This is a genomic window from Paraburkholderia sp. BL21I4N1 (assembly GCF_002973525.1).
Lineage (GTDB): Bacteria > Pseudomonadota > Gammaproteobacteria > Burkholderiales > Burkholderiaceae > Paraburkholderia.
The window spans coordinates 1,296,576-1,315,244 of record NZ_PVEN01000001.1 but is presented as its reverse complement, the minus strand read 5'-3'; the positions used below and the strand labels follow the sequence as shown (position 1 = coordinate 1,315,244).

General features: G+C 63.0%; 14 protein-coding genes. 10 read left to right on the top strand and 4 right to left on the bottom strand.

What is annotated here, in order from left to right; translation table 11 throughout:
* Positions 1-56 precede the first annotated feature (56 nt).
* The 5 genes from B0G83_RS05775 to B0G83_RS05755 all read left to right on the top strand — a co-directional run bounded on the left by B0G83_RS05775 (position 57) and on the right by B0G83_RS05755 (position 6,484).
* Entirely contained in the window at positions 57-1,535 is a 1,479-nt protein-coding gene (locus tag B0G83_RS05775) for a PelD GGDEF domain-containing protein (RefSeq protein WP_105506406.1), read from the top strand.
* Complete coding sequence (locus B0G83_RS05770) at positions 1,522-2,868, top strand: sugar ABC transporter permease (protein ID WP_258167722.1); 1,347 nt, start codon at positions 1,522-1,524, stop codon at positions 2,866-2,868. Before B0G83_RS05775 ends, B0G83_RS05770 begins: the two co-directional genes overlap by 14 nt.
* On the top strand, positions 2,865-4,460 hold the full coding sequence (gene pelF, locus B0G83_RS05765) for a GT4 family glycosyltransferase PelF (protein ID WP_105506405.1): 1,596 nt from the start codon (positions 2,865-2,867) through the stop codon (positions 4,458-4,460). The genes B0G83_RS05770 and pelF overlap by 4 nt, the downstream gene beginning before the upstream one ends.
* Positions 4,461-4,529: 69 nt before the next feature.
* On the top strand, positions 4,530-5,900 hold the full coding sequence (gene pelG, locus B0G83_RS05760; RefSeq protein ID WP_105506404.1) for an exopolysaccharide Pel transporter PelG: 1,371 nt from the start codon (positions 4,530-4,532) through the stop codon (positions 5,898-5,900).
* A gap of 14 nt (positions 5,901-5,914) precedes the next feature.
* On the top strand, positions 5,915-6,484 hold the full coding sequence (locus B0G83_RS05755; protein WP_105506403.1) for an aromatic acid exporter family protein: 570 nt from the start codon (positions 5,915-5,917) through the stop codon (positions 6,482-6,484).
* 7 nt (positions 6,485-6,491) lie between these two features.
* On the opposite strand, the gene B0G83_RS39065 is transcribed toward B0G83_RS05755, so the two are convergent.
* The 3 genes from B0G83_RS39065 to B0G83_RS05740 form a co-directional block, all read right to left on the bottom strand.
* A complete protein-coding gene (locus B0G83_RS39065; RefSeq protein ID WP_258167721.1) occupies positions 6,492-6,791 on the bottom strand; it encodes a hypothetical protein in 300 nt (99 codons plus the stop codon).
* On the bottom strand, positions 6,788-7,270 hold the full coding sequence (locus B0G83_RS05745; protein WP_105506402.1) for a DUF2778 domain-containing protein: 483 nt from the start codon (positions 7,268-7,270) through the stop codon (positions 6,788-6,790). Before B0G83_RS05745 ends, B0G83_RS39065 begins: the two co-directional genes overlap by 4 nt.
* 272 nt (positions 7,271-7,542) lie before the next feature.
* The gene (locus B0G83_RS05740) at positions 7,543-8,529 is read right to left on the bottom strand and encodes an AraC family transcriptional regulator (RefSeq protein ID WP_105506401.1); all 987 of its coding nucleotides are present in this window, start codon (positions 8,527-8,529) and stop codon (positions 7,543-7,545) included.
* A 119-nt stretch (positions 8,530-8,648) separates the two neighbouring features.
* Between B0G83_RS05740 and B0G83_RS05735 the strand changes: the two genes are divergently transcribed.
* On the top strand, positions 8,649-9,008 hold the full coding sequence (locus B0G83_RS05735) for a carboxymuconolactone decarboxylase family protein (RefSeq protein ID WP_105506606.1): 360 nt from the start codon (positions 8,649-8,651) through the stop codon (positions 9,006-9,008).
* Between the two features lie 70 nt (positions 9,009-9,078).
* Here the strand turns inward: B0G83_RS05735 and B0G83_RS05730 are convergent, their stop codons facing one another.
* A complete protein-coding gene (locus tag B0G83_RS05730) occupies positions 9,079-10,128 on the bottom strand; it encodes an aldo/keto reductase (protein ID WP_105506400.1) in 1,050 nt (349 codons plus the stop codon).
* 487 nt (positions 10,129-10,615) lie between these two features.
* Between B0G83_RS05730 and B0G83_RS05725 the strand changes: the two genes are divergently transcribed.
* The 4 genes from B0G83_RS05725 (at position 10,616) to pdeR (ending at position 18,631) form a co-directional block, all read left to right on the top strand.
* Positions 10,616-10,981: a tlde1 domain-containing protein gene (locus B0G83_RS05725; RefSeq protein WP_105506399.1), complete on the top strand. Its 366-nt coding sequence runs from the start codon at positions 10,616-10,618 to the stop codon at positions 10,979-10,981.
* Entirely contained in the window at positions 10,978-11,466 is a 489-nt protein-coding gene (locus B0G83_RS05720; RefSeq protein ID WP_146120161.1) for a hypothetical protein, read from the top strand. Before B0G83_RS05725 ends, B0G83_RS05720 begins: the two co-directional genes overlap by 4 nt.
* A 399-nt stretch (positions 11,467-11,865) precedes the next feature.
* Positions 11,866-16,410, top strand: coding sequence for a DEAD/DEAH box helicase (locus tag B0G83_RS05715; protein WP_258167720.1), 4,545 nt, complete (start codon positions 11,866-11,868; stop codon positions 16,408-16,410).
* A gap of 217 nt (positions 16,411-16,627) precedes the next feature.
* A complete protein-coding gene (gene pdeR, locus B0G83_RS05710) occupies positions 16,628-18,631 on the top strand; it encodes a cyclic di-GMP phosphodiesterase (protein WP_105506396.1) in 2,004 nt (667 codons plus the stop codon).
* Positions 18,632-18,669: the final 38 nt, after the last annotated feature.

Below are 18,669 nucleotides of genomic sequence, written 5' to 3'. Positions count from 1 at the left end.
CGGGCGCCCGACACTCACGCCAGTGGTCTTTCAACCGATACCAGGAAGCCCTCGCCATGAACACGCGTGCTCCGGATCAATTCGCGCCGCGCTCCCGGCATCGGCGCCGTCAGGCGCAAAGCGTCGGCGCGGGCTCGTGGTGGGCGCGGCTGGTCGCGCCGCCGCGCGGCTCGATGCGTCGCCGCGCCGTCACCACGCTCGAATCGGTCCTCGCGACGCTGCTCGCGATCGGCCTGTGCTGGCTATTCCGGCCGCACAACCCGCTGCTGATTCACGTCGGCTTCGTCTGGATCTGGATCGTGCCGATCGTGCTGGCGCTGCGCTACGGATCGATTGCGGGAACCTTCTCCGGCCTGATTCTGCTCGGCGCGTGGTACGTGCTGTATCCGGGCGCGGATCCGTCGTCGCTCGGTTCGATTGCGCATGTGCTGGGCGAGTCGCAAACCGAGGCGCAGCCGTTTCCGGTCGGCTTCTTCTTCGGCGGCTTTGCGTTCACGCTGCTGTGCGGGCAATTCGGCGACGTGTGGATCACGCGACTCGGCCAGGCGCGGATGGCCAACGACTACCTCGCCGAACGGCTGTCGATCCTCACGCGCAATCAGTTTTTGCTGCGGCTTTCACATGAACGTCTCGAACAGGATCTTCTCGGCCGCCCCGCCACGCTGCGCGATTCGCTAGCGCGGATGCGGGCGGTGACGCTAACCCAGGAGCCCGGCAACGCGCAACGCGGCGTGGTGGATCTGCGCGGCGCGCAGCAGTTTCTGGACACCGCGGCGCAGGCGTGTCAGCTCGAAGGCGCGCGTCTTTACGCGTGGCGCGACGGCGAGCCGCATGACGAAGCCGCCGCGTGGATCGGCGCCACCTTCGAACTCGACGCGGACGATCCGCTGGTGCGCGAAGCACTCGAAGTCCGCACGCTCGTCCATATCGAATCGGCAACCCAGCAAAAGGCCGCGCAAAGCCGCTATATCGCCTGCGTGCCATTGATCGACGCGCTGAAGCAACCGGTCGGCCTGCTGGTGATCGAGCGCATGCCGTTTCTCGCGTTGACGCGCGACAACCTGCAATTCCTGCTGGTGCTGTGCAACTACTACGCGGACGGCGTGCAGCATGCCGACGTCACGCGCGACCTGCTGCAGGCGTTTCCCGATTGTCCCTATGATTTCGCGCTGGATTACGCGCGGCTCGTGCATCTGTATCGCGATACACGGGTGCGCTCGTCGCTGGTCGCGCTGGTGTTCGACGAGCGCACGGCCAGCACCACCTGGTACGACCACGTGCTGCGCACGCGGCGCGCGCTGGACGTGCAATGGGCGCGCAACAACGGCTCACAGCGCGCGATTCTGACGTTGATGCCGCTGTCGGGGGAAGGCTCGATCGACGGCTATCTGCTGCGGATCGAAGACAATCTGCGCGCGCAATACGGCGTCGATTTCGAGTCGGCCCGGATTGCCGTGCACGCGATGCTGATCGCCGACGCGGAGCCGGTGAATGAATTGCGGCGTTTGCTGGAGCGCTGCGATGCGCGAGTCTGACGCGGATTCGGCGCGGGGGACGTCTGAGTCAGCTCATGGCTCGGCTCGTCGGTCCGCTTCGGCTTCACGCTCCAGCGTGTTGTCCGCGGCGATCGCCGTGCTCGCCGGGCTCGGCGGCGTCGCCTTGCAACTTGCGGTCTTCGCGATCGCCACCCACGGCGCGCCGGATACCTCCGCGCAATGGCTCGGCGGCCTCCCGGAAGACGCGCCGGCCGGCGATGCCGCGCGTCTGAACACGCACACGCTGCTGCTCTGTCTGCTGATCCAGGCGCTAGCCGCCCTGCTGATCTCGCTCGGCATCGCACGCGCGCTGCCGCAGCATTACCGCGCGCCGCGCAAAAGCGTGCTCGCCGCGCTGTGGTTCCTGAACTTCGCGCTGCCGATCGGCGGTGTGGCCTGCACGCTCGGTGCGCTGGCCATCGCGAGCATCCTGCCGCGTCCGGCCGAGCGCTTGCCCGTCACGCGGATCGACGAGCCCGAATTCGCCGCGAATCTGATCGGCAACGTGTCGTATGGCCGTGGCGCACGGCTGAAGGCCGAGTTGCAGAACGCCGACGCCGGCACCGCGTTTCGCATGACCGCCCTGCTGGCGATGCAATCGATGCCCGCGCGTACCATCTCCCCCTTGCTGCAAGGCATGCTGGCCGACCCGCTCGACGACATCCGTCTGCTGGCGTACGGGATTCTCGACAATCGCGAGAAAGCCCTCACGCAGCGGATTCTGGTGGAACGGCCCAAGCTCGACCGCAAGCTGCATCCGGAGCTGAACGACACCGACCGGCGGCGCGCCAACAAAACCCTCGCCGAGCTGTATAGCGAGCTGATTTACGAGCATCTGGTCACGGGCGACGTCTATCGCAACGCCGCCGATCAGGCCGACGGTTTCGCCGTCGCGGCGCTCGACGCCGATCCCGACGACGCCTCGCTCTGGCGCCTGCGCGGCCGCCTCGCACTCGACCGCCGCGAACTCGACAACGCCGACACCATGCTGCAACGCGCGATCGACTGCGGTTTTCCGCGCGAGCGGATGCTGCCGTATCTCGCCGAGGCCGCTTATTTGCGACGCGATTTCTCGCGCGTGCGCCGCTTGCTGCGCGAGATGGACAGTCACGCGGGCGGCTCGACGTTGCATGCGGTGCTGGCGTTCTGGCAGGGGCGCGAGGCGGCTAAAGCCGGCGACGCTGCCAGCCCACGCGATTCACGTGGCCCGCGGGCGGCAAGCGCCGATGCCAACGCTTCCGACCGCTCCGATTCATCGGCCCGCGACGCCATGCGCCGTGCCATGCCCGCCCCCCTGTCCGCGCCGGACGCCCCGCCGAGACGCCCAACATGAACGCTCCTAAAACCGCCGCCACCGTCGTCTCACACGCGCCGCCGAAACTCCCGCGCGCGGCCTCCGCCGATATCGCGCTACTGCTCGAAGGCACGTTTCCGTATGTGAGCGGCGGCGTCTCCAGTTGGGTCAACCAGATCATCCGCGCGTTTCCGGAGTACACGTTCGCGCTGTGCTTTCTCGGCAGCCGTCCGCAGGACTATCCGAAGATGTCGTACGCGTTGCCGGAGAACGTCGTGCATCTGGAGAATCACTATCTGTACGACTTCGCGCCGCCGCCGATGATCCGTCACCAGCCCGGCGACCCCGCCGCCTTCATGCAGGCCGGTCAGATGCACGAGAAGCTGCGCAATCCCGCCATGCGCCAGGCGGCCGGCCGGATGCTCAAGGACATGCTCGACGATCTGCGGCCCGGCGGTGCGCTCGGTGAGGAAGCGTTTCTGTATTCGAAGGAATCGTGGACGTATCTGACCGATCAATACCGGCAGTTCTGCACGGACCCGTCGTTCGTCGATTATTTCTGGACCGTGCGCATCATGCACAAGCCGCTGTGGCAGTTGGCCCGCATTGCCGAGGGATTGCCCAAAGTGAGGATGTTTCATACCGTCTCGACCGGCTACGCGGGTTTTCTGGGTGCGTTGCTACGTTACCGGCATGGCCGTCCGCTGCTGGTGTCGGAACACGGCATCTACACGAAGGAACGCAAGATCGATCTGTTTCAGAGCCAATGGATTCGCGACAACCGCAGCATCTTCGAACGCGACGTGTCGCAGATCGGCTATTTCCGCGACCTGTGGGTGCGTTTCTTCGAAACGCTGGGCCATGTTTGCTATGACGCCGCCGAAGACATCATCGCGTTGTACGAAGGTAACCGTCGACGTCAGATCGTTGACGGCGCACCCGAATACAAGACCGCCAATATTCCGAACGGCGTGAACCTACCGCGGCTCGCGCCGTTGCGCGCGCTGCGCGGCGCGCAGGTGCCCAAGACGCTGTGCCTGATCGGCCGCGTGGTGCCGATCAAGGACATCAAGACCTTCATTCGCGCGATGCTGACCGTGGTGCGCCAGATGCCGGAGGCCGAAGCCTGGATCGCCGGTCCCGAAGACGAGGACGAGTCGTATGCGAACGAATGCCGGGCGCTCGTCGAGAGTCTCGGCTTGCAGGACAAGGTGAAGTTTCTCGGCTTCCAGAAGATCGATGAGTTGCTGCCCAAATGCGGCGTGCTCGTGCTGAGTTCGATTTCCGAGGCACTGCCGCTCGTCGTGCTTGAAGGCTTTGCGGCGGGCGTGCCGTCGGTGACGACCGACGTCGGCTCATGCCGTCAGTTGATCCACGGACTCGACGGCGAGGACGCGGCGCTCGGCACGGCGGGCCGCGTGGTGCAGATCGCCGATCCGCGCGCGCTCGCCGAGGCCGCGCTCGACCTGCTCGACGAAGACAACTGGCATGCGGCGCAAAAAGCCGGCATCGCAAGAGTCGAGCGGTTTTATACGCAGGATCAGATGGTGGGCTCGTATCGCGAGCTGTATGCGCGGCTAACGGCGCTAGCGGATCTGGAGCCGACGCCGCAGCAGGCGTTTTCATCTTGACGCGGCGCTAAAACCGCGCGGATGCCGCACTGAGCCACCACCCAATCAACCCAAACGGGACGGATCGCCATGGCCGGAATCGGCTTCGAACTGCGCAAGATGCTCCGCCGCGATACGCTGCTGGGGCTGATGCAGGCTTATACGTACGCGGGGCTGATCGGCGCGGGGCCGTGGGTGCTGTCGATCGTCGGCATTCTGCTGATCGGGGTGCTGAGCTTGCCGTTCGTGTTGCCGACCGGGCTCATCACGCAGTTCCAGGTCTCGGTGACATATCTGATTTCGCTGTCGCTGATCCTCACCGGCCCGTTGCAACTCGCTTACACCCGCTTTACCTCCGACCGTCTGTTCGAAAAGCGCGACGACCTGGTGCTGCCGAACTATCACGCGGTGGCGTTCGTCGTGACGGTGGCCTCGGCGGTGCTCGGCACGCTGGCGATCGTGCTGCTGTTTCCGCAGCAGACCGTCGCGTACCGGCTGCTGATGCTGGCCGGCTTCGTCGTGATGTGCAACATCTGGATCGCGACGATTTTTCTGTCGGGCATGAAGCAGTATGTGTCGATTATCGTGGTGTTCTTTATCGGCTATTCATTCACTACCGGCGCGGCGCTCGCGCTCAACCGTTTCGGCCTGACCGGCCTGCTGTCGGGCTTCGTGACCGGTCAGACGATTTTGCTGGTCGGCCTGCTCGCGCTGATCTACCGCGATTACCGCAGCGATCATTTCATCTCGTTCGAAGTGTTCTGGAAGCAGTACCGGTATCCGTCGTTGATGCTCACCGGTCTGCTGTATAACCTCGCGATCTGGGTCGACAAGTTCATGTTCTGGTACTCGCCCGGCACCGGCCAGCCCGTGATCGGGCCGCTGCGGGCGTCGCTCATCTACGACATTCCCGTGTTTCTCGCGTATCTCGCGATCATTCCGGGCATGGCGGTGTTTCTGATGCGGATCGAAACCGACTTCGTGGAGTACTACGACGCCTTTTACGACGCGGTGCGCGAGGGCGCGTCGCTGCAGCATATCGAACGCATGCGCAACGCGATGGTCGAGGCGCTACGCAACGGCATCTGGGAAATCATCAAGGTGCAGACCATCGCCGCCATGATGCTGTTCGCCGCCGGCACCGTACTGCTGTCGTGGCTGAAAATTTCGACACTGTATCTGCCGCTGCTTTATATCGACGTGATCGCCGCCAGCATGCAAGTGGTGTTCATGGGCACGATCAACGTGTTCTTCTATCTCGACAAACGCAAGATCGTGCTGTGTCTGGTGGCGGGGTTCGTGGCGTTGAACGTGGTTTTCACGGCGCTGACGCTCGCGCTCAATCCCGCTTTCTACGGCTATGGGTTCGCGGGCGCGCTGCTGGTGGTGGTACTGGCCAGCCTTTACCTGCTCGATCGTAAATTGGAATCGCTAGAATACGAGACCTTCATGCTGCAATAAGGCCGCCTCTTTCGATGAGCTTACCCGACGAATCGACACGTCATGCACGAGCGAGCGCGGCCAACTCGCTGTTCGCCTTTCTGAAGGCCTTGCCGCTCGGCGAGCGGTTGATAGAAGGCGGTTTCATGGCCGTGCAGGCGGTAGCCGGCGCGAGTCTCGCGTTCGGGATCGGCCGTCTGCTTCATACCGAGCAGGCGTTCTGGGCCGCGATCACCGCAATCGCGGTCAGCCAGCACAGTTATATCGACACGCGCAATCTGTCGCGCGATCAGTTTATCGGCGCGATGGTGGGCGGCGTGTGCGGGCTGGCGGGTGCGTTGCTTGGCAGCGGGTATTTTGCGGCTTATGCGGCGACGGTGGGCGTCGCGATTGTCGTGTGCTGGATTCTGAATGTGGGTAGCGCGGCGCGGCTGGGTGGCATTACTGCGACCATCATGCTGCTGGTGCCGGGGATGGGACCGCCCTGGGATAAGGCGTTGCTGCGGTTGGGTGAGGTGACGCTGGGCACGGTGTGCGCGTTGTTGATGGCGTGGCTGATGTCGAAGGTCGAACAACGGTGGTTTGGGAAGCCGCGGAATACGTGAGGGAGGGTCAGCGATGAGCCGTTCGTTGGTAGCGCCTTAGCGTGCGGTAGCCGGCGAAGATCAGGCCTCCGACTAACAGCGTGGAAACGATCCAGTAAAGAAGTAAGGCGAGCATTTCCATGTCGTCGGCGTTCGCCAGGTCATTGTTTCCCGTCACCGAGAGCACGAAGCGGATGAAGCCGTCGACGAAATCCGGCATGTTGAACGGCAGGAGACTGAAGAGGCACGCGAGATACCATCCTCCTATAACGGAAACAACCACAAAGACCACGACGGCTAATATTTTCATTGCAAGCTGTCTATTCATTTCACTTCAACCGTTCCGTATGCCTTCATCGTAGTGCCTGGAACCGGCATCGTGAGCCCCTTGGATCGAATGAATTTTTGAAGTGCATCAAATGCACCCGGATTGACGACGGTAATGCATCCTTGGCTCAGTCGGAGCGGCCCCATTGGATGCAATCGAAAATTTCCCCTGGCGATTCCGTTAATGTTCGTGGTATCGCCCGACACGGGATTCCACAACATGAACCAGTACTGCCTGTCGGTGGAGCCAAAGCCGTATGTGCTCCACAAGTCACGCATGATTCCCATATGCCCGCCCGAATAGCGGTCGACCAGATAATAAAATCCTTTAGGTAGCGGTCCGAGATTCGGAATAGCCGTATCGTCCGGGTTGTCCCGCCCTCGATCAGTCCCAGAAAAAGCCGTAACAGGTGCGGTTCCTGGACACGTGAGAATCGAAGTTTTCTGCTTGTTGAGAATGAAAGTGCATGCGACTGGCATATGACCATTCTTTATTTCCGTTCGGGGCCGGCCATACTATCAACGTGGCTCTCTCAAAAATCATTGAAGCCATCCCGCGATTTCAACCTCTCGCATTACGTCGTACTTCAAGGAGTTATTCTCGATACAACCAGCCTCGGACCGGTGGAGCGCACGTAAGCACGCCGAGCAATCTGAATGGCCTGAGCAACGTAGGTGTCTGCCAACACACGATTTGCAAACCTCACAATCGCTAAGTGCCGCGAAGCGGCATTCGCGGCAAGCTAGTTCAGCTAGCCTTGCGCCACATCATCCTCTTGCGGCCGCCGCCGGTAACGCCCCGGCGTCTCGCCGATACTTTGCTGAAACGCCTTGCCGAACGCGGCTTCCGACTGATAGCCCACCATCTCGCCGATCTCCGCCGCGCTGCGTTGCGTGCGCAGCAGCAGGTCGCACGCAATCGTCATGCGAATCTGCGTGAGAAAGTCCATCACCGTCATGCCCGCCCGCTCGTTGAAATGGCGCGCGTAAGTGGCCCGGGACATCGCGGCGAGGTCGCCGAGTTCGGCGATGGTCCATGCGCGCTCCGGCGCGCTCAACATGCTTTGAACGGATGCGCCAAGACGCGCGTCGGCGAGCAGCGTCAACACGCCGGAAGTCGACGCGTTCTGTTCGCCATACACGCGCAACGCCATCGCGAAGAGCGCATGGCTCAGCGCGGTGACGATGGCCAGCGCGCCCGGCTGGCGATGCTCCGCTTCGGCGCGCATCAGCGCGATCACGGTTTGCAACGGGCCGAGTGTTTGCGTGCCGCCAAGCGAGACGTGGAACGGATCGGGCAGCGCATTCAGCAGTAACGCGGATGAACCCGGTGAATAAACGAAGCGGCCGCAGAGGAGATCGACATCCGGCTGGGTGGCAGCCTGGGTTGCGAGCGCGTTGCCGTTATTGCCGTCGCCGCCGACGTGGCCGTCGTTGCGTCGTATCGGCAGCATGCCGTCATGACTTTGCGTCAACGGCGCCGTTGCGCTGGTTCGCGCCACATTCCGCACGCGATGCGCCGCGCCGCGCGGAAACAGCACGAAATCGCCCGGCCGCAGCGCCACGTCCCCGCCGCCCGTGGTTTCGATCAGGCAGGCGCCCCCGAGCACCAGATGAAACGGCGCGATGCCCGCTTCCATCGGCGCGTGATCGATGTCGAAACCGCCCGACAGCAGGCAACGCAGATCCAGACTCGCTTGCGGGCGGGCAAGATCGATCAATCGGCTGAGTATGTCCATGAGACGATCGCGCTAAAAGTTGAGCGAATCGAGTATTCAGGATATCGCGGCGCAGCGCAATACTTTGTCTCACGACGCCGGCACCCGCCGACGCGCAATACAGACGAAGGAGCATGGCCATGTTGAACTGGATCGAATACCGCAAAGAACTGTTCGGCCGTATCGGCGAAATCGGCAAACTGTCGCCGGATACCGTCAGGGCGTATCAGACCATGTCGAGTGCGGGTCAGAAGAGCGATCTGCTGGGTGCCAAGACGCGTGAGCTGATTTCGCTGGCGGTGGCGGTGAGCTTGCGTTGTGACGGTTGTATTAGCGTGCATACGGCCGAAGCGCTGAAGCAGGGCGCGACGCGCGACGAAATCGCCGAAGCGCTCGGCGTGGCGGTGGCGATGAATGCCGGCGCGGCGATGGTGTACTCGGCAAGGACGATGGACGCCGTCGCGGCTTATGCGAGTGATGCGGTGGATGCAGGTCGGTAATCATCCGGCCGCATGAAAAAAGCCGGTTACATGCACACCGTCATGCAACCGGCTTCGTTGCGCGCGGTAATTACAGCGCGTGCCGCGCCTCTTCCAACTGCTTGCGACGCGGCTCGCCTTGCCGCTCCAGCATCCAGCCGGGATACTCGGCCGGCAGCGTGCTGACCTGATCGAGCTTCGCCAGCTCATCCGCGGTCAGCGCGACGCCGGTCGCGGCGATGTTGTCGTCGAGTTGCTCGACCTTCTTCGCGCCGACAATCACCGACGTCACCACGCGCTGGTGCAACAACCACGCGAGCGCGATCTGCGCGACCGACACCTGTTTCGCCTGCGCGATGTCGCGCATCACGTCGATGCAGTCGTATGCGCGCTCACGGTTGACCGGCGGAAAATCGAACGTCGTGCGACGGCTGCCCGCCTCGCCCTGCTGCTCACGCCCATATTTGCCGCTTAGCAAACCGCCCGCGAGCGGACTCCACACCATCAGGCCCAGGCCTTCGCTGTGCAGCATCGGCACGAGTTCGCGTTCGAGGTCGCGCCCCGCCAGCGTGTAATACGCCTGCAGCGATTCGAAGCGCGCGAGCCCAAGCCGCTCCGAGATGCCGAGCGCCTTGGCGATCTGCCACGCGGCCCAGTTCGACACGCCGATATAGCGCACGTGACCATGCTGAACTAGCGTGTCGAGCGCACGCAGGGTTTCTTCGATCGGCGTGGCCGGATCGAAACCGTGGATCTGATACAGGTCGACGTGATCGAGTTGCAGGCGTGTCAGGCTCGCCTTGACACCGTCGATGATGTGATACCGCGATGCGCCGCGCGCATTCGGAAACTCGCCGGTCTGGCCGAACACCTTGGTCGCCACCACGACTTTGTCACGCGGCACCTTGAGGTTTTTCAGCGCCTGGCCGGTGATCTGTTCGGACAGGCCACCCGCGTAGACGTCGGCCGTGTCGATGAAGTTGATGCCCGCGTCGAGCGACCGGCCGACCAGCCGCTCCGCGTCGGCCTGCTGCAGATCGCCGATCTGCTTCCAGATGCCCTCGCCGCCGCCGAAGGTCATCGTACCCAGACATAACTCTGAAACAAAAATACCGGTACGGCCTAACTGGTTGTAACGCATTGCCGAGACTCCATCGTGAAGGGTGGATGGGTGAGGCGTAGAGGTTACTGCAATTGGGGGAAGTCGGCTGGGGGCGCGGCGGGGTGAAAACGAATCGATTGCGTGGGGTTTTGACAAACAGCGGGGCTGCGGGATTAGTCACGATGTATTCCTGGCTCAGAGGTTTCTGCCGATATAAGCAGGAGTTCCGTATAACGTGACTACATTGACTGCTGGCTATCTTATGAGGCCTGTCAAAGCCCTATAAGCCCGAATACAGTTTGCTGCAGATCAGGCTTTTCCATGTCTGTCTATCTGGTTTTCATTGCCACCCATGCTTAAGGCCACATAAGATCCCAGACAGCACCATCAGGGCGGGCGGTGGCTTTAACAATTACAACGTTCAGATGTAAAATTTCGTTACTGCATCAGGATCAGATTCCTAGCGCATAGAGTCGACCATATTCCTCATATAGAATCGGCGTTTTAAGCTTCGCAGGTTGACCCTATGCCGTGGACATTTCAGCAAAGTACCGGAAAACTTTCGTTCAATGGCGAGTCTGTCGAAACGGGTTATTCGGGTGCTGCGACCGGTAAAAACAATCCGGCCATGCAGTCAATTCAAAACGTGGGGCCGATCCCGCGCGGTAGCTGGCGAATCGGTGCGCCGCACAGCTCTCCACACACCGGAAGCTTCACGCTCAACCTCGCGCCTATGGTGGGAACGAATACATTCGGGCGAAGCGCTTTCCGAATCCACGGCGACAGCACGGCTCATCCGGGACAGGCATCTGACGGATGCATCATCATGGGCATTCACACTCGCCACCGTATATGGTCAAGCGGCGACCGGCGCTTAGAGGTCATCCAATGACGCGCGCTTCTGGTTTTACATTGGCACTCGCGTTGGCTTGCTCAGCCGCATCGGCAATTGCGGCTCAACCCAACGCGTCCGTTCTGGCAAGGCAGCTTGATGAAAAAGGTGCGAAGGCCACCGTGAGCGGCATGTCAGAGTCCGAGTGGGAAAACGTCCTGACACATATCGATTCCGGTAACACGGCATGGGTTGCGCTTGCACCGAAGCTGGCCGAAGGAACGGACGGCGGAAATTCCGAAGACCTTGGAATCGGGTTGGCATACGCCCTCACAAAGAACCCCAAAGCCGTACTCAAGGCCATTGATCCGAATAACGGACCTGTGCTTGGCGTTGGTCGCGTCTGCTCTGCTCCGTTCATCGAAGATACGGTTAAAGACATTCCGGCGTACATCAGGCGCGCCAAAGCCGCGTTGCGCGACGTGCATGACCCGGCGTTGCAAAACGTGAAGGATGCCTGTCTGGCGGAGCTGGCGAAGCCGTAGACAGAAATGCCCGCGATGGAGGCGCACTCGGTGCAATTGATTATCCGTTTTCGACACGTTCATAATCGCGCTAACTTCGACGTCCGGGTACATGAGAACCATTCTCCGGCGCGCGCTTCGTGCCCCTGCGGTGAGTGAGAGAGAAGTGAGTGGCGCGGATTTGCCGAGACCAATTGCAGTCACGAAGAGACCGCCTAACCAGCGGTTTTTTTGCTTTTGAGGCTGACCTCGTTCCAACAGACGAAAACGACAAATCCAGAAACAGAGGTATCCCGGCATGACCGACAAAACCTGGATTCAACTCTTTCAAATCCCCCCAGCAAACCCCACGTAAACCTGCCAGACTGACCCGAAACCGCGCCTCTGGATATGGCACGCCCCGCCCCCATCTACGCACCTATGACTTCGGCAAAGACAAAGCCCGCCGCCGCACTAAACGCGGCCCGCCTATCCAAAGCGTCGCGTCAACCGGCGGGCAAAGCCTCGGCCAAATCAACCACGTCCACCGCACTCACCCCCTTCCACCCCGCCGTCGCCAACTGGTTCAAAAAAACCTTCCCCGCGCCCACCGACGCTCAAGCCGCCGCCTGGCCGCACATCCGCGGCGGCCGCTCCACACTGGTCGCCGCCCCGACCGGCTCCGGCAAAACTCTCACGGCCTTCCTCTCGGCGCTCGACGATCTGGTCCAGCAAGGCCTCGCCAACGGCGGCGCCCTGCCCGACGAAACGCTGGTGGTCTACATCTCGCCACTAAAAGCCCTCTCCAACGACATCCGCATCAACCTGCAAGCCCCCTTGCAAGGCATCGCCGAGGAACTCACCGCGCTTGGCCTGCCGCCACTCGATATCCGCACCGCAGTGCGCACCGGCGACACCACCCAGCAAGAGCGCAACGCGCTAAAAAAGCGTGCGCCGCACATTCTGGTGACCACCCCCGAATCGCTCTACGTCCTGCTCGGCTCGGACTCCGGCCGCCGCATGCTCGCCACCGTGCGCACCGTGATCGTCGATGAAATCCACGCGCTCGCGGGCAGCAAACGCGGCAGCCATCTCGCGCTCAGTCTCGAACGGCTCGACGCGCTATGCCAGCGTCGCTTGCCACGTATCGGCCTGTCGGCCACACAAAAACCCGTTAGCGCGGTCGCACGCTTTCTGGTGGGCGGCGCGAGCCTCGCGAGCAGCGAGGCCGCCGACTGCGCAATCGTCGACGTCGGCCACATCCGCGCCCGCGATCTCGCGCTCGAAATCCCGCCGGTGCCGCTCGAAGCCGTCATGTCGAACGAGGCATGGGAGCGCGTCTATGACCGTCTCGCCGAACTGGTGGCAATGCATCGCACCACGCTGGTCTTCGTCAACACGCGCCGCATGGCGGAACGCGCCGCGCGTCATCTGACCGAGCGCCTGGGCAAGGGCGCAGTGGCCGCGCATCACGGCAGCCTCGCGAAAGAACATCGTTTCGACGCTGAACAACGTCTCAAACGCGGCGAATTGCGTGTGCTGATCGCGACGGCATCGCTGGAACTCGGTATCGATATCGGTGATGTCGAACTGGTCTGCCAGATGGGTTCGCCGCGTGCGATCGCGCCGTTCCTGCAACGCGTCGGACGTTCGGGCCACCAGGTCGGCGGCATGCCCAAGGGCCGGCTGTTTCCGGCTTCGCGCGACGATCTGATCGAATGCGCGGCGCTGCTCGATTGCGTGCAGCGCGGCGAACTCGACGCGCTGCGAATTCCACGCGCGCCGCTCGACGTGCTCGCGCAGCAGATCGTCGCCGAAGTCTCCAGCGCCGAATGGGACGAAGACGCGCTGTTCGACATGATGCGGCGCGCCGCGCCCTACGCGGACCTCGAACGGGAGCAATACGACGCCGTGCTGCGCATGCTCGCCGAAGGCTACACCAGCCGCAACGGCCCGCGCGGCGCGTATATCCACCGCGACGTGGTGAGCGGCACGCTGCGCGGGCGGCGCGGCGGCAAGCTGGTGGCCGTGACCTCGGGCGGCACGATTCCCGAGAACGCCGACTACGCCGTCATGCTCGAACCGCAGGCAATCAACATCGGCACCGTCAACGAAGACTTCGCGGTCGAAAGTCTGGCCGGCGACGTGTTTCAGCTCGGCAACGCGTCATACCGGATTCTGCGGATCGAGAGCGGCCGCGTGCGGGTCGAGGACGCGCAAGGCCAGCCGCCGAATATTCCGTTCTGGCTCGGCGAGGCGCCGGGACGCAGCGACGAACTGTCGTTCGGCGTGGCACGATTAAGAGAACAGATCGGGCGTTTGCTCGAAGTGCAAACCGAAACACCAAACGAAACACAAACCGAAACCGAAGCAAACGCCAACGCCGAAGCCCCGCGCCTCGACCCCGCAATCAACTGGCTCGTCGACACGCTCCGTCTCGACGAAGCCGCCGCACGCCAGATCGTCGACTATCTCGCCCGCGCTCGCGCCGCGCTCGGCGTGCTGCCGACGCACAACACGCTGGTCATGGAGCGTTTCTTCGACGAATCCGGCGGCACGCAACTCGTGATTCACGCGCCGTTCGGCAGCCGCGTGAACCGCGCGTGGGGTCTCGCGCTGCGCAAGCGTTTTTGTCGAACCTTCAATTTCGAACTGCAGGCCGCCGCCACCGAGGACGCGATCGTCCTGTCGCTGACCGGCAGCCATTCGTTCGTGCTCGACGAAGTGTGGCGCTATCTGCATTCGAACAGCGCCGAACATCTGCTGATCCAGGCGCTGCTCGACGCGCCGCTGTTCGGCGTGCGCTGGCGCTGGAACGCGACCACCGCGCTCGGTTTGCCGCGTTACACCGGCGGCCGCAAAACCGCGCCGCAACTGCAGCGCATGCGCAGCGAAGACCTGCTCACGAGCGTGTTTCCGGAGCAGGCGGCGTGTCTGGAGAACATCGTCGGCGAACGCGAACTGCCGCGCCATCCGCTAGTCGACCAGACCGTCGACGACTGTCTGCACGACGCCATGGACAGCGACACCTGGCTGGCGCTGCTGCGCCGGATCGAACAGGGCGACGTGCAACTGGTGGCGCGCGATTTGCCGGCGCCGTCGCCGTTGGCCGCCGAAATCCTGACCGCGAAACCCTACGCCTATCTGGACGACGCGCCGATCGAGGAACGTCGCACGCAGGCGGTCATGAATCGCCGCTGGACCGATCCCGCCAGCGCCGACGACCTCGGCGCGCTCGACGCCGACGCGATTGCCAGCGTGCGCGACGAAACCTGGCCGCAAGCGCGCAACGCCGACGAGATGCACGAAGCGCTGACGGGCCTCGCCTGCATCACCGAGGCCGAGGCTCGGGCGCACGAAGACTGGCCCACGTGGCTCGCCGCGCTGGCCGGGGCGGGCCGCGCGACGCGCCTGCAAGTCAGCGAAAACGTCGCGCTCTGGCTGCCCGTCGAACGCCTCACCTGCTTCGAGGCGCTCTACCCTGACGTGCCGGCCGCGCACTACGCGCCGCCGCTCGCCGCGCCCAAAGGCTACGCCGAAACCTGGACCGCCGACGACGCCCTGCTCGACGTCTTACGCGCGCGCTTGACCGGCTTCGGTCCGCTGCCCGTCGAGGCGATCGCCCAGGCGCTGGACTTGCCGGCGGCATCGGTCGAACGGACCCTGACGCGCCTCGAAGCGGAAGGCTACGTGATGCGCGGCCGCTTCACGCCCCACACCGACACGGAAGAATGGTGCGAACGCCATCTGCTCGCACGCATCCACCGTTACACGGTGAAACGCTTACGCCGCGAAATCGAACCGGTGGAACGGCACGACTTCATGCGCTTTCTGTTCGCGTGGCAGCACCTGACGCTGGACACGCGCAGCGAAGGCCGCGACGCGCTCGCCGCCGTGCTCGATCAGATGGAAGGTTTCCAGGCCGCCGCGGGCGCGTGGGAAGACGACATTCTGCCGGCGCGCGTGAAGGCCTATTCCAACACTTCGCTCGACGAACTATGCCGGGCCGGCAAGATCGTTTGGACTCGTCTGAGCGCGCGCGCACACAGCGGCGCCGGCCCGGTTCGCAGCACACCGATCGTGCTGTTGCCGCGCGGCCAGGTGCGCATGTGGAACGCGTTGATCGATCCGTCGAAGCAAGCCGCATTATCGGCGCGCGCGCAAAGCGTCTACGACGCGCTGGTTCAACACGGCGCGATGTTCTTCGACGAATTGCTCACGGAAGTCCGCGTTTTGCGGATGGAATTGGAGAACGCTTTAGGCGAACTGGTGGCCGCCGGCCTCGTGAACTCCGACAGCTTCGCCGGTCTGCGAGCGTTGCTGAAGCCCGTGGCCAAACGCAGTGCATTTCCCGGCAACCGGCGGGCGAGGTCGAGCGCATTGATCGGAGGAATGGACGACGCCGGCCGCTGGGCGCTGGTCAGCCGTCCAGCGGCGAGCGCAGAGCCGGCGCCGACACCGGCACCGGCACCGGCACCCGCCCCCGAGCGGCGCGCACAGTTACCACCCGAGGTGCTCGACTATGTCGCAATGACACTGCTGCGCCGCTATGGCATCGTGTTCTGGCGTCTGCTCGAACGCGAGGCCGACTGGTTGCCGCCGTGGCGCGATCTGCTGCGCGTATTGCAACGCCTCGAAGCACGCGGTGTGATTCGCGGCGGACGTTTCGTCAACGGACTCGCGGGCGAACAGTTCGCGTTGCCGGAAGCGATTCCCGTATTGCGGGAGGTTCGCCGCCATGCGAACGACGGTGCTTTTGTGTGCGTCGCCGGCACCGATCCGTTGAATCTGGCGGGCACCCTGCTTGTCGGTGAGCGCGTGCCCGCGGTGGCCGGCAATCGCGTGTTGTATCGCGATGGCAGCGTGATCGCCACACTTGTGGCAGGGACTTTCTGGTTCGCGCCCACCGTGGAGGAAAACCCGGCCGAACGCGAGCGGGCACGCGGCTGGCTGGCAAAAAGATTGCAGGGTTTGCACGCGGGTTGAATACAGATTACGCGGCGAATTACACAGCCCGGTCATTTAGAAGCACTAAAGCCGATTTTGAAGCAAGCCCTAAAGATCGGGCTGTGCCACCCGTTAATGTTTATAAGCCCGAAGCGCATTCGCTTAGCTACAATGGATAGAGTCTTAAGTATGATGAAGACTGTCTGCCGCCTTCCGCCTTCATGGCGGCCAACGGCACACATCGCCCGGGGATCCCATGAACGACGACCAACACGAGCAGGTGCTTTTTGCCCAGTTCGGCACTAGCAGCCCATGCTGGCGTCTGTCGACCGACAGCAACGCGCTAGAACTCACGCCCGTTACCGGCGATATCCCCGCCAACGTCGCGATTCCACTGAACCCTCAACAAGCTTCGCAGATTCGTTGCCTGACTGGCGTCACCTCGCATCTGATCGTCGACGTGCGGCTGTTCGGCGAACCGTTGCGTTTGCATCTGGTCGGCAAGAAACTCAACAGCAACACCTGGGCCGGCACCGCGTCCGCCTACGACGACACCGAATCGGTGGCGCGCGATCTGGTGCATGGTCTGTCGTTCGCCGAGCAGGTCGTCTCCGAAGTGAATTCGGTCGTGGTGATCGTAGACCGGCACGGCCGAATACAACGCTTCAACCGGCTTGCCGAGGAACTCACCGGCGTCAAGGAAGAGAACATCATCGGCCGCAACGTGTGGGCGCTGTTCATGTCCACCGAAGACGGCGCCGCCTCCAGCCAGAACATTGCCGGCTTCTTCAATCGCGGCGTGTCGTACGAAGTCGAACGGCGCGTCAAGACGGTGCACGGCGAACGGCTCTTCCTGTTCCGCAATAAATTCGTCCAGAGCGGCAGCGGCGTCGAAGAGCAGTTCCTGATCTGCTCGGGCACCGACATCACCGAACAACGCCTCGCGCAAGACCGGCTCACCGAACTGGCCAACACCGACGCGCTCACCGGCCTCGCCAACCGCAACGCGATCCAGGACAAGATCCGCGTCGCGATCGAAGAAGCCTCGCCCGGCGAAACGGTCGGCGTGCTGTTCCTCGACCTCGACAACTTCAAGAAGGTCAACGACCACTACGGCCACGTGTTCGGCGACCGTCTGATCCGCGACGTGTCGTCGGCCATCAGCACCTGCCTGAACGAAGGCGACGTGCTCGCGCGGTTAGGCGGCGACGAGTTCATCGTGCTGGCGGCCAAGGGCACCGCGCACGAACTCGAAACCACCGCGCAACGCATTCTCGACCGCATGCGCACGCCGTTCGCGTTGGGCCTCGTGGAGGTCTACACCGGCTGCTCGATCGGCATTGCGTGCTATCCGGAACACGGCGATAGCCTCGAATCGCTGATCCGTTCGGCCGACACGGCCATGTACGTCGCCAAAGACGAAGGCAAGCGCACCCATCGCGTGTTCTCGCCGGACATGAACCGCCGGGTTGCCGAGTACATGTGGCTCGACACCAACCTGCGGCGCGGGCTCGACGAAGGCCAGCTCACGTTGCATTACCAGCCCAAACTGTCGCTCGCCACCGGGACGGTGCAAGGCGCGGAAGCGCTGGTGCGCTGGAATTCGCCGGAGCGCGGGCAGATCATGCCGGCCGAGTTCATCCGCTATGCGGAGGAATCCGGCCTGATCGGCGTGCTCGGCCGCTGGGTCATGAACACCGCCGCGAAGCAGGCCGCGAGGTGGAAAGCGGCTGGCTACAACCTGCGCATCGCGATCAACGTGTCGGCGCGGCAACTGGTCGATACGGCCGTGGTGCGTCATTTCACCGAGGCGCTGCAGAACGCCAATCTCGATCCTTGCCTGATCGATCTCGAGCTCACCGAGAGCTGCCTGATCGAAGACGAAGCGGCCGCGCTGGAACTCATCAAACAGTTCCGCGTGCTCGGCGCGCAGGTGCATCTGGACGACTTCGGCACGGGTTACTCGTCGCTGTCGCAACTGGGCCGCATTCCGCTCGACGTGATCAAGCTCGACCGCAGCTTCGTGCGCTCGATCAACGCGGACACCAAAGCGCAGGCACTGGTGCGCTCCATGGTGGCGGTCGCGCAGGAACTCGATCTGAAGGTCGTTGCCGAGGGTATCGAAACCGAATCGGAAGAACTGTTCATGAAAGGCCTCGGCGTCGATTACGTGCAGGGCTTCCTGTACGGTCAGGCCATGCCGGCCGCTGAATTCGAACGCTGGTTGCAGGATAGACAGAAGCTCAGACTGATTGCCTGAGCTTCCGGTCGCTCCGTGGAAAGTCCCATTCAGGCCAA

Bases quoted from the DNA above. Each gene is read 5' to 3' on its own strand.
- B0G83_RS05730 (WP_105506400.1), bottom strand. From the start codon at position 10,128: ATGCGTTACAACCAGTTAGGCCGTACCGGTATTTTTGTTTCAGAGTTA.
- B0G83_RS05725 (WP_105506399.1), top strand. From the start codon at position 10,616: ATGCCGTGGACATTTCAGCAAAGTACCGGAAAACTTTCGTTCAATGGC.
- pelG (WP_105506404.1), top strand. From the start codon at position 4,530: ATGGCCGGAATCGGCTTCGAACTGCGCAAGATGCTCCGCCGCGATACG.
- pdeR (WP_105506396.1), top strand. From the start codon at position 16,628: ATGAACGACGACCAACACGAGCAGGTGCTTTTTGCCCAGTTCGGCACT.
- B0G83_RS05770 (WP_258167722.1), top strand. From the start codon at position 1,522: ATGCGCGAGTCTGACGCGGATTCGGCGCGGGGGACGTCTGAGTCAGCT.
- B0G83_RS05755 (WP_105506403.1), top strand. From the start codon at position 5,915: ATGAGCTTACCCGACGAATCGACACGTCATGCACGAGCGAGCGCGGCC.
- B0G83_RS05740 (WP_105506401.1), bottom strand. From the start codon at position 8,529: ATGGACATACTCAGCCGATTGATCGATCTTGCCCGCCCGCAAGCGAGT.
- B0G83_RS05735 (WP_105506606.1), top strand. From the start codon at position 8,649: ATGTTGAACTGGATCGAATACCGCAAAGAACTGTTCGGCCGTATCGGC.
- B0G83_RS05720 (WP_146120161.1), top strand. From the start codon at position 10,978: ATGACGCGCGCTTCTGGTTTTACATTGGCACTCGCGTTGGCTTGCTCA.
- pelF (WP_105506405.1), top strand. From the start codon at position 2,865: ATGAACGCTCCTAAAACCGCCGCCACCGTCGTCTCACACGCGCCGCCG.
- B0G83_RS39065 (WP_258167721.1), bottom strand. From the start codon at position 6,791: ATGAATAGACAGCTTGCAATGAAAATATTAGCCGTCGTGGTCTTTGTG.
- B0G83_RS05715 (WP_258167720.1), top strand. From the start codon at position 11,866: ATGACTTCGGCAAAGACAAAGCCCGCCGCCGCACTAAACGCGGCCCGC.
- B0G83_RS05745 (WP_105506402.1), bottom strand. From the start codon at position 7,270: ATGCCAGTCGCATGCACTTTCATTCTCAACAAGCAGAAAACTTCGATT.
- B0G83_RS05775 (WP_105506406.1), top strand. From the start codon at position 57: ATGAACACGCGTGCTCCGGATCAATTCGCGCCGCGCTCCCGGCATCGG.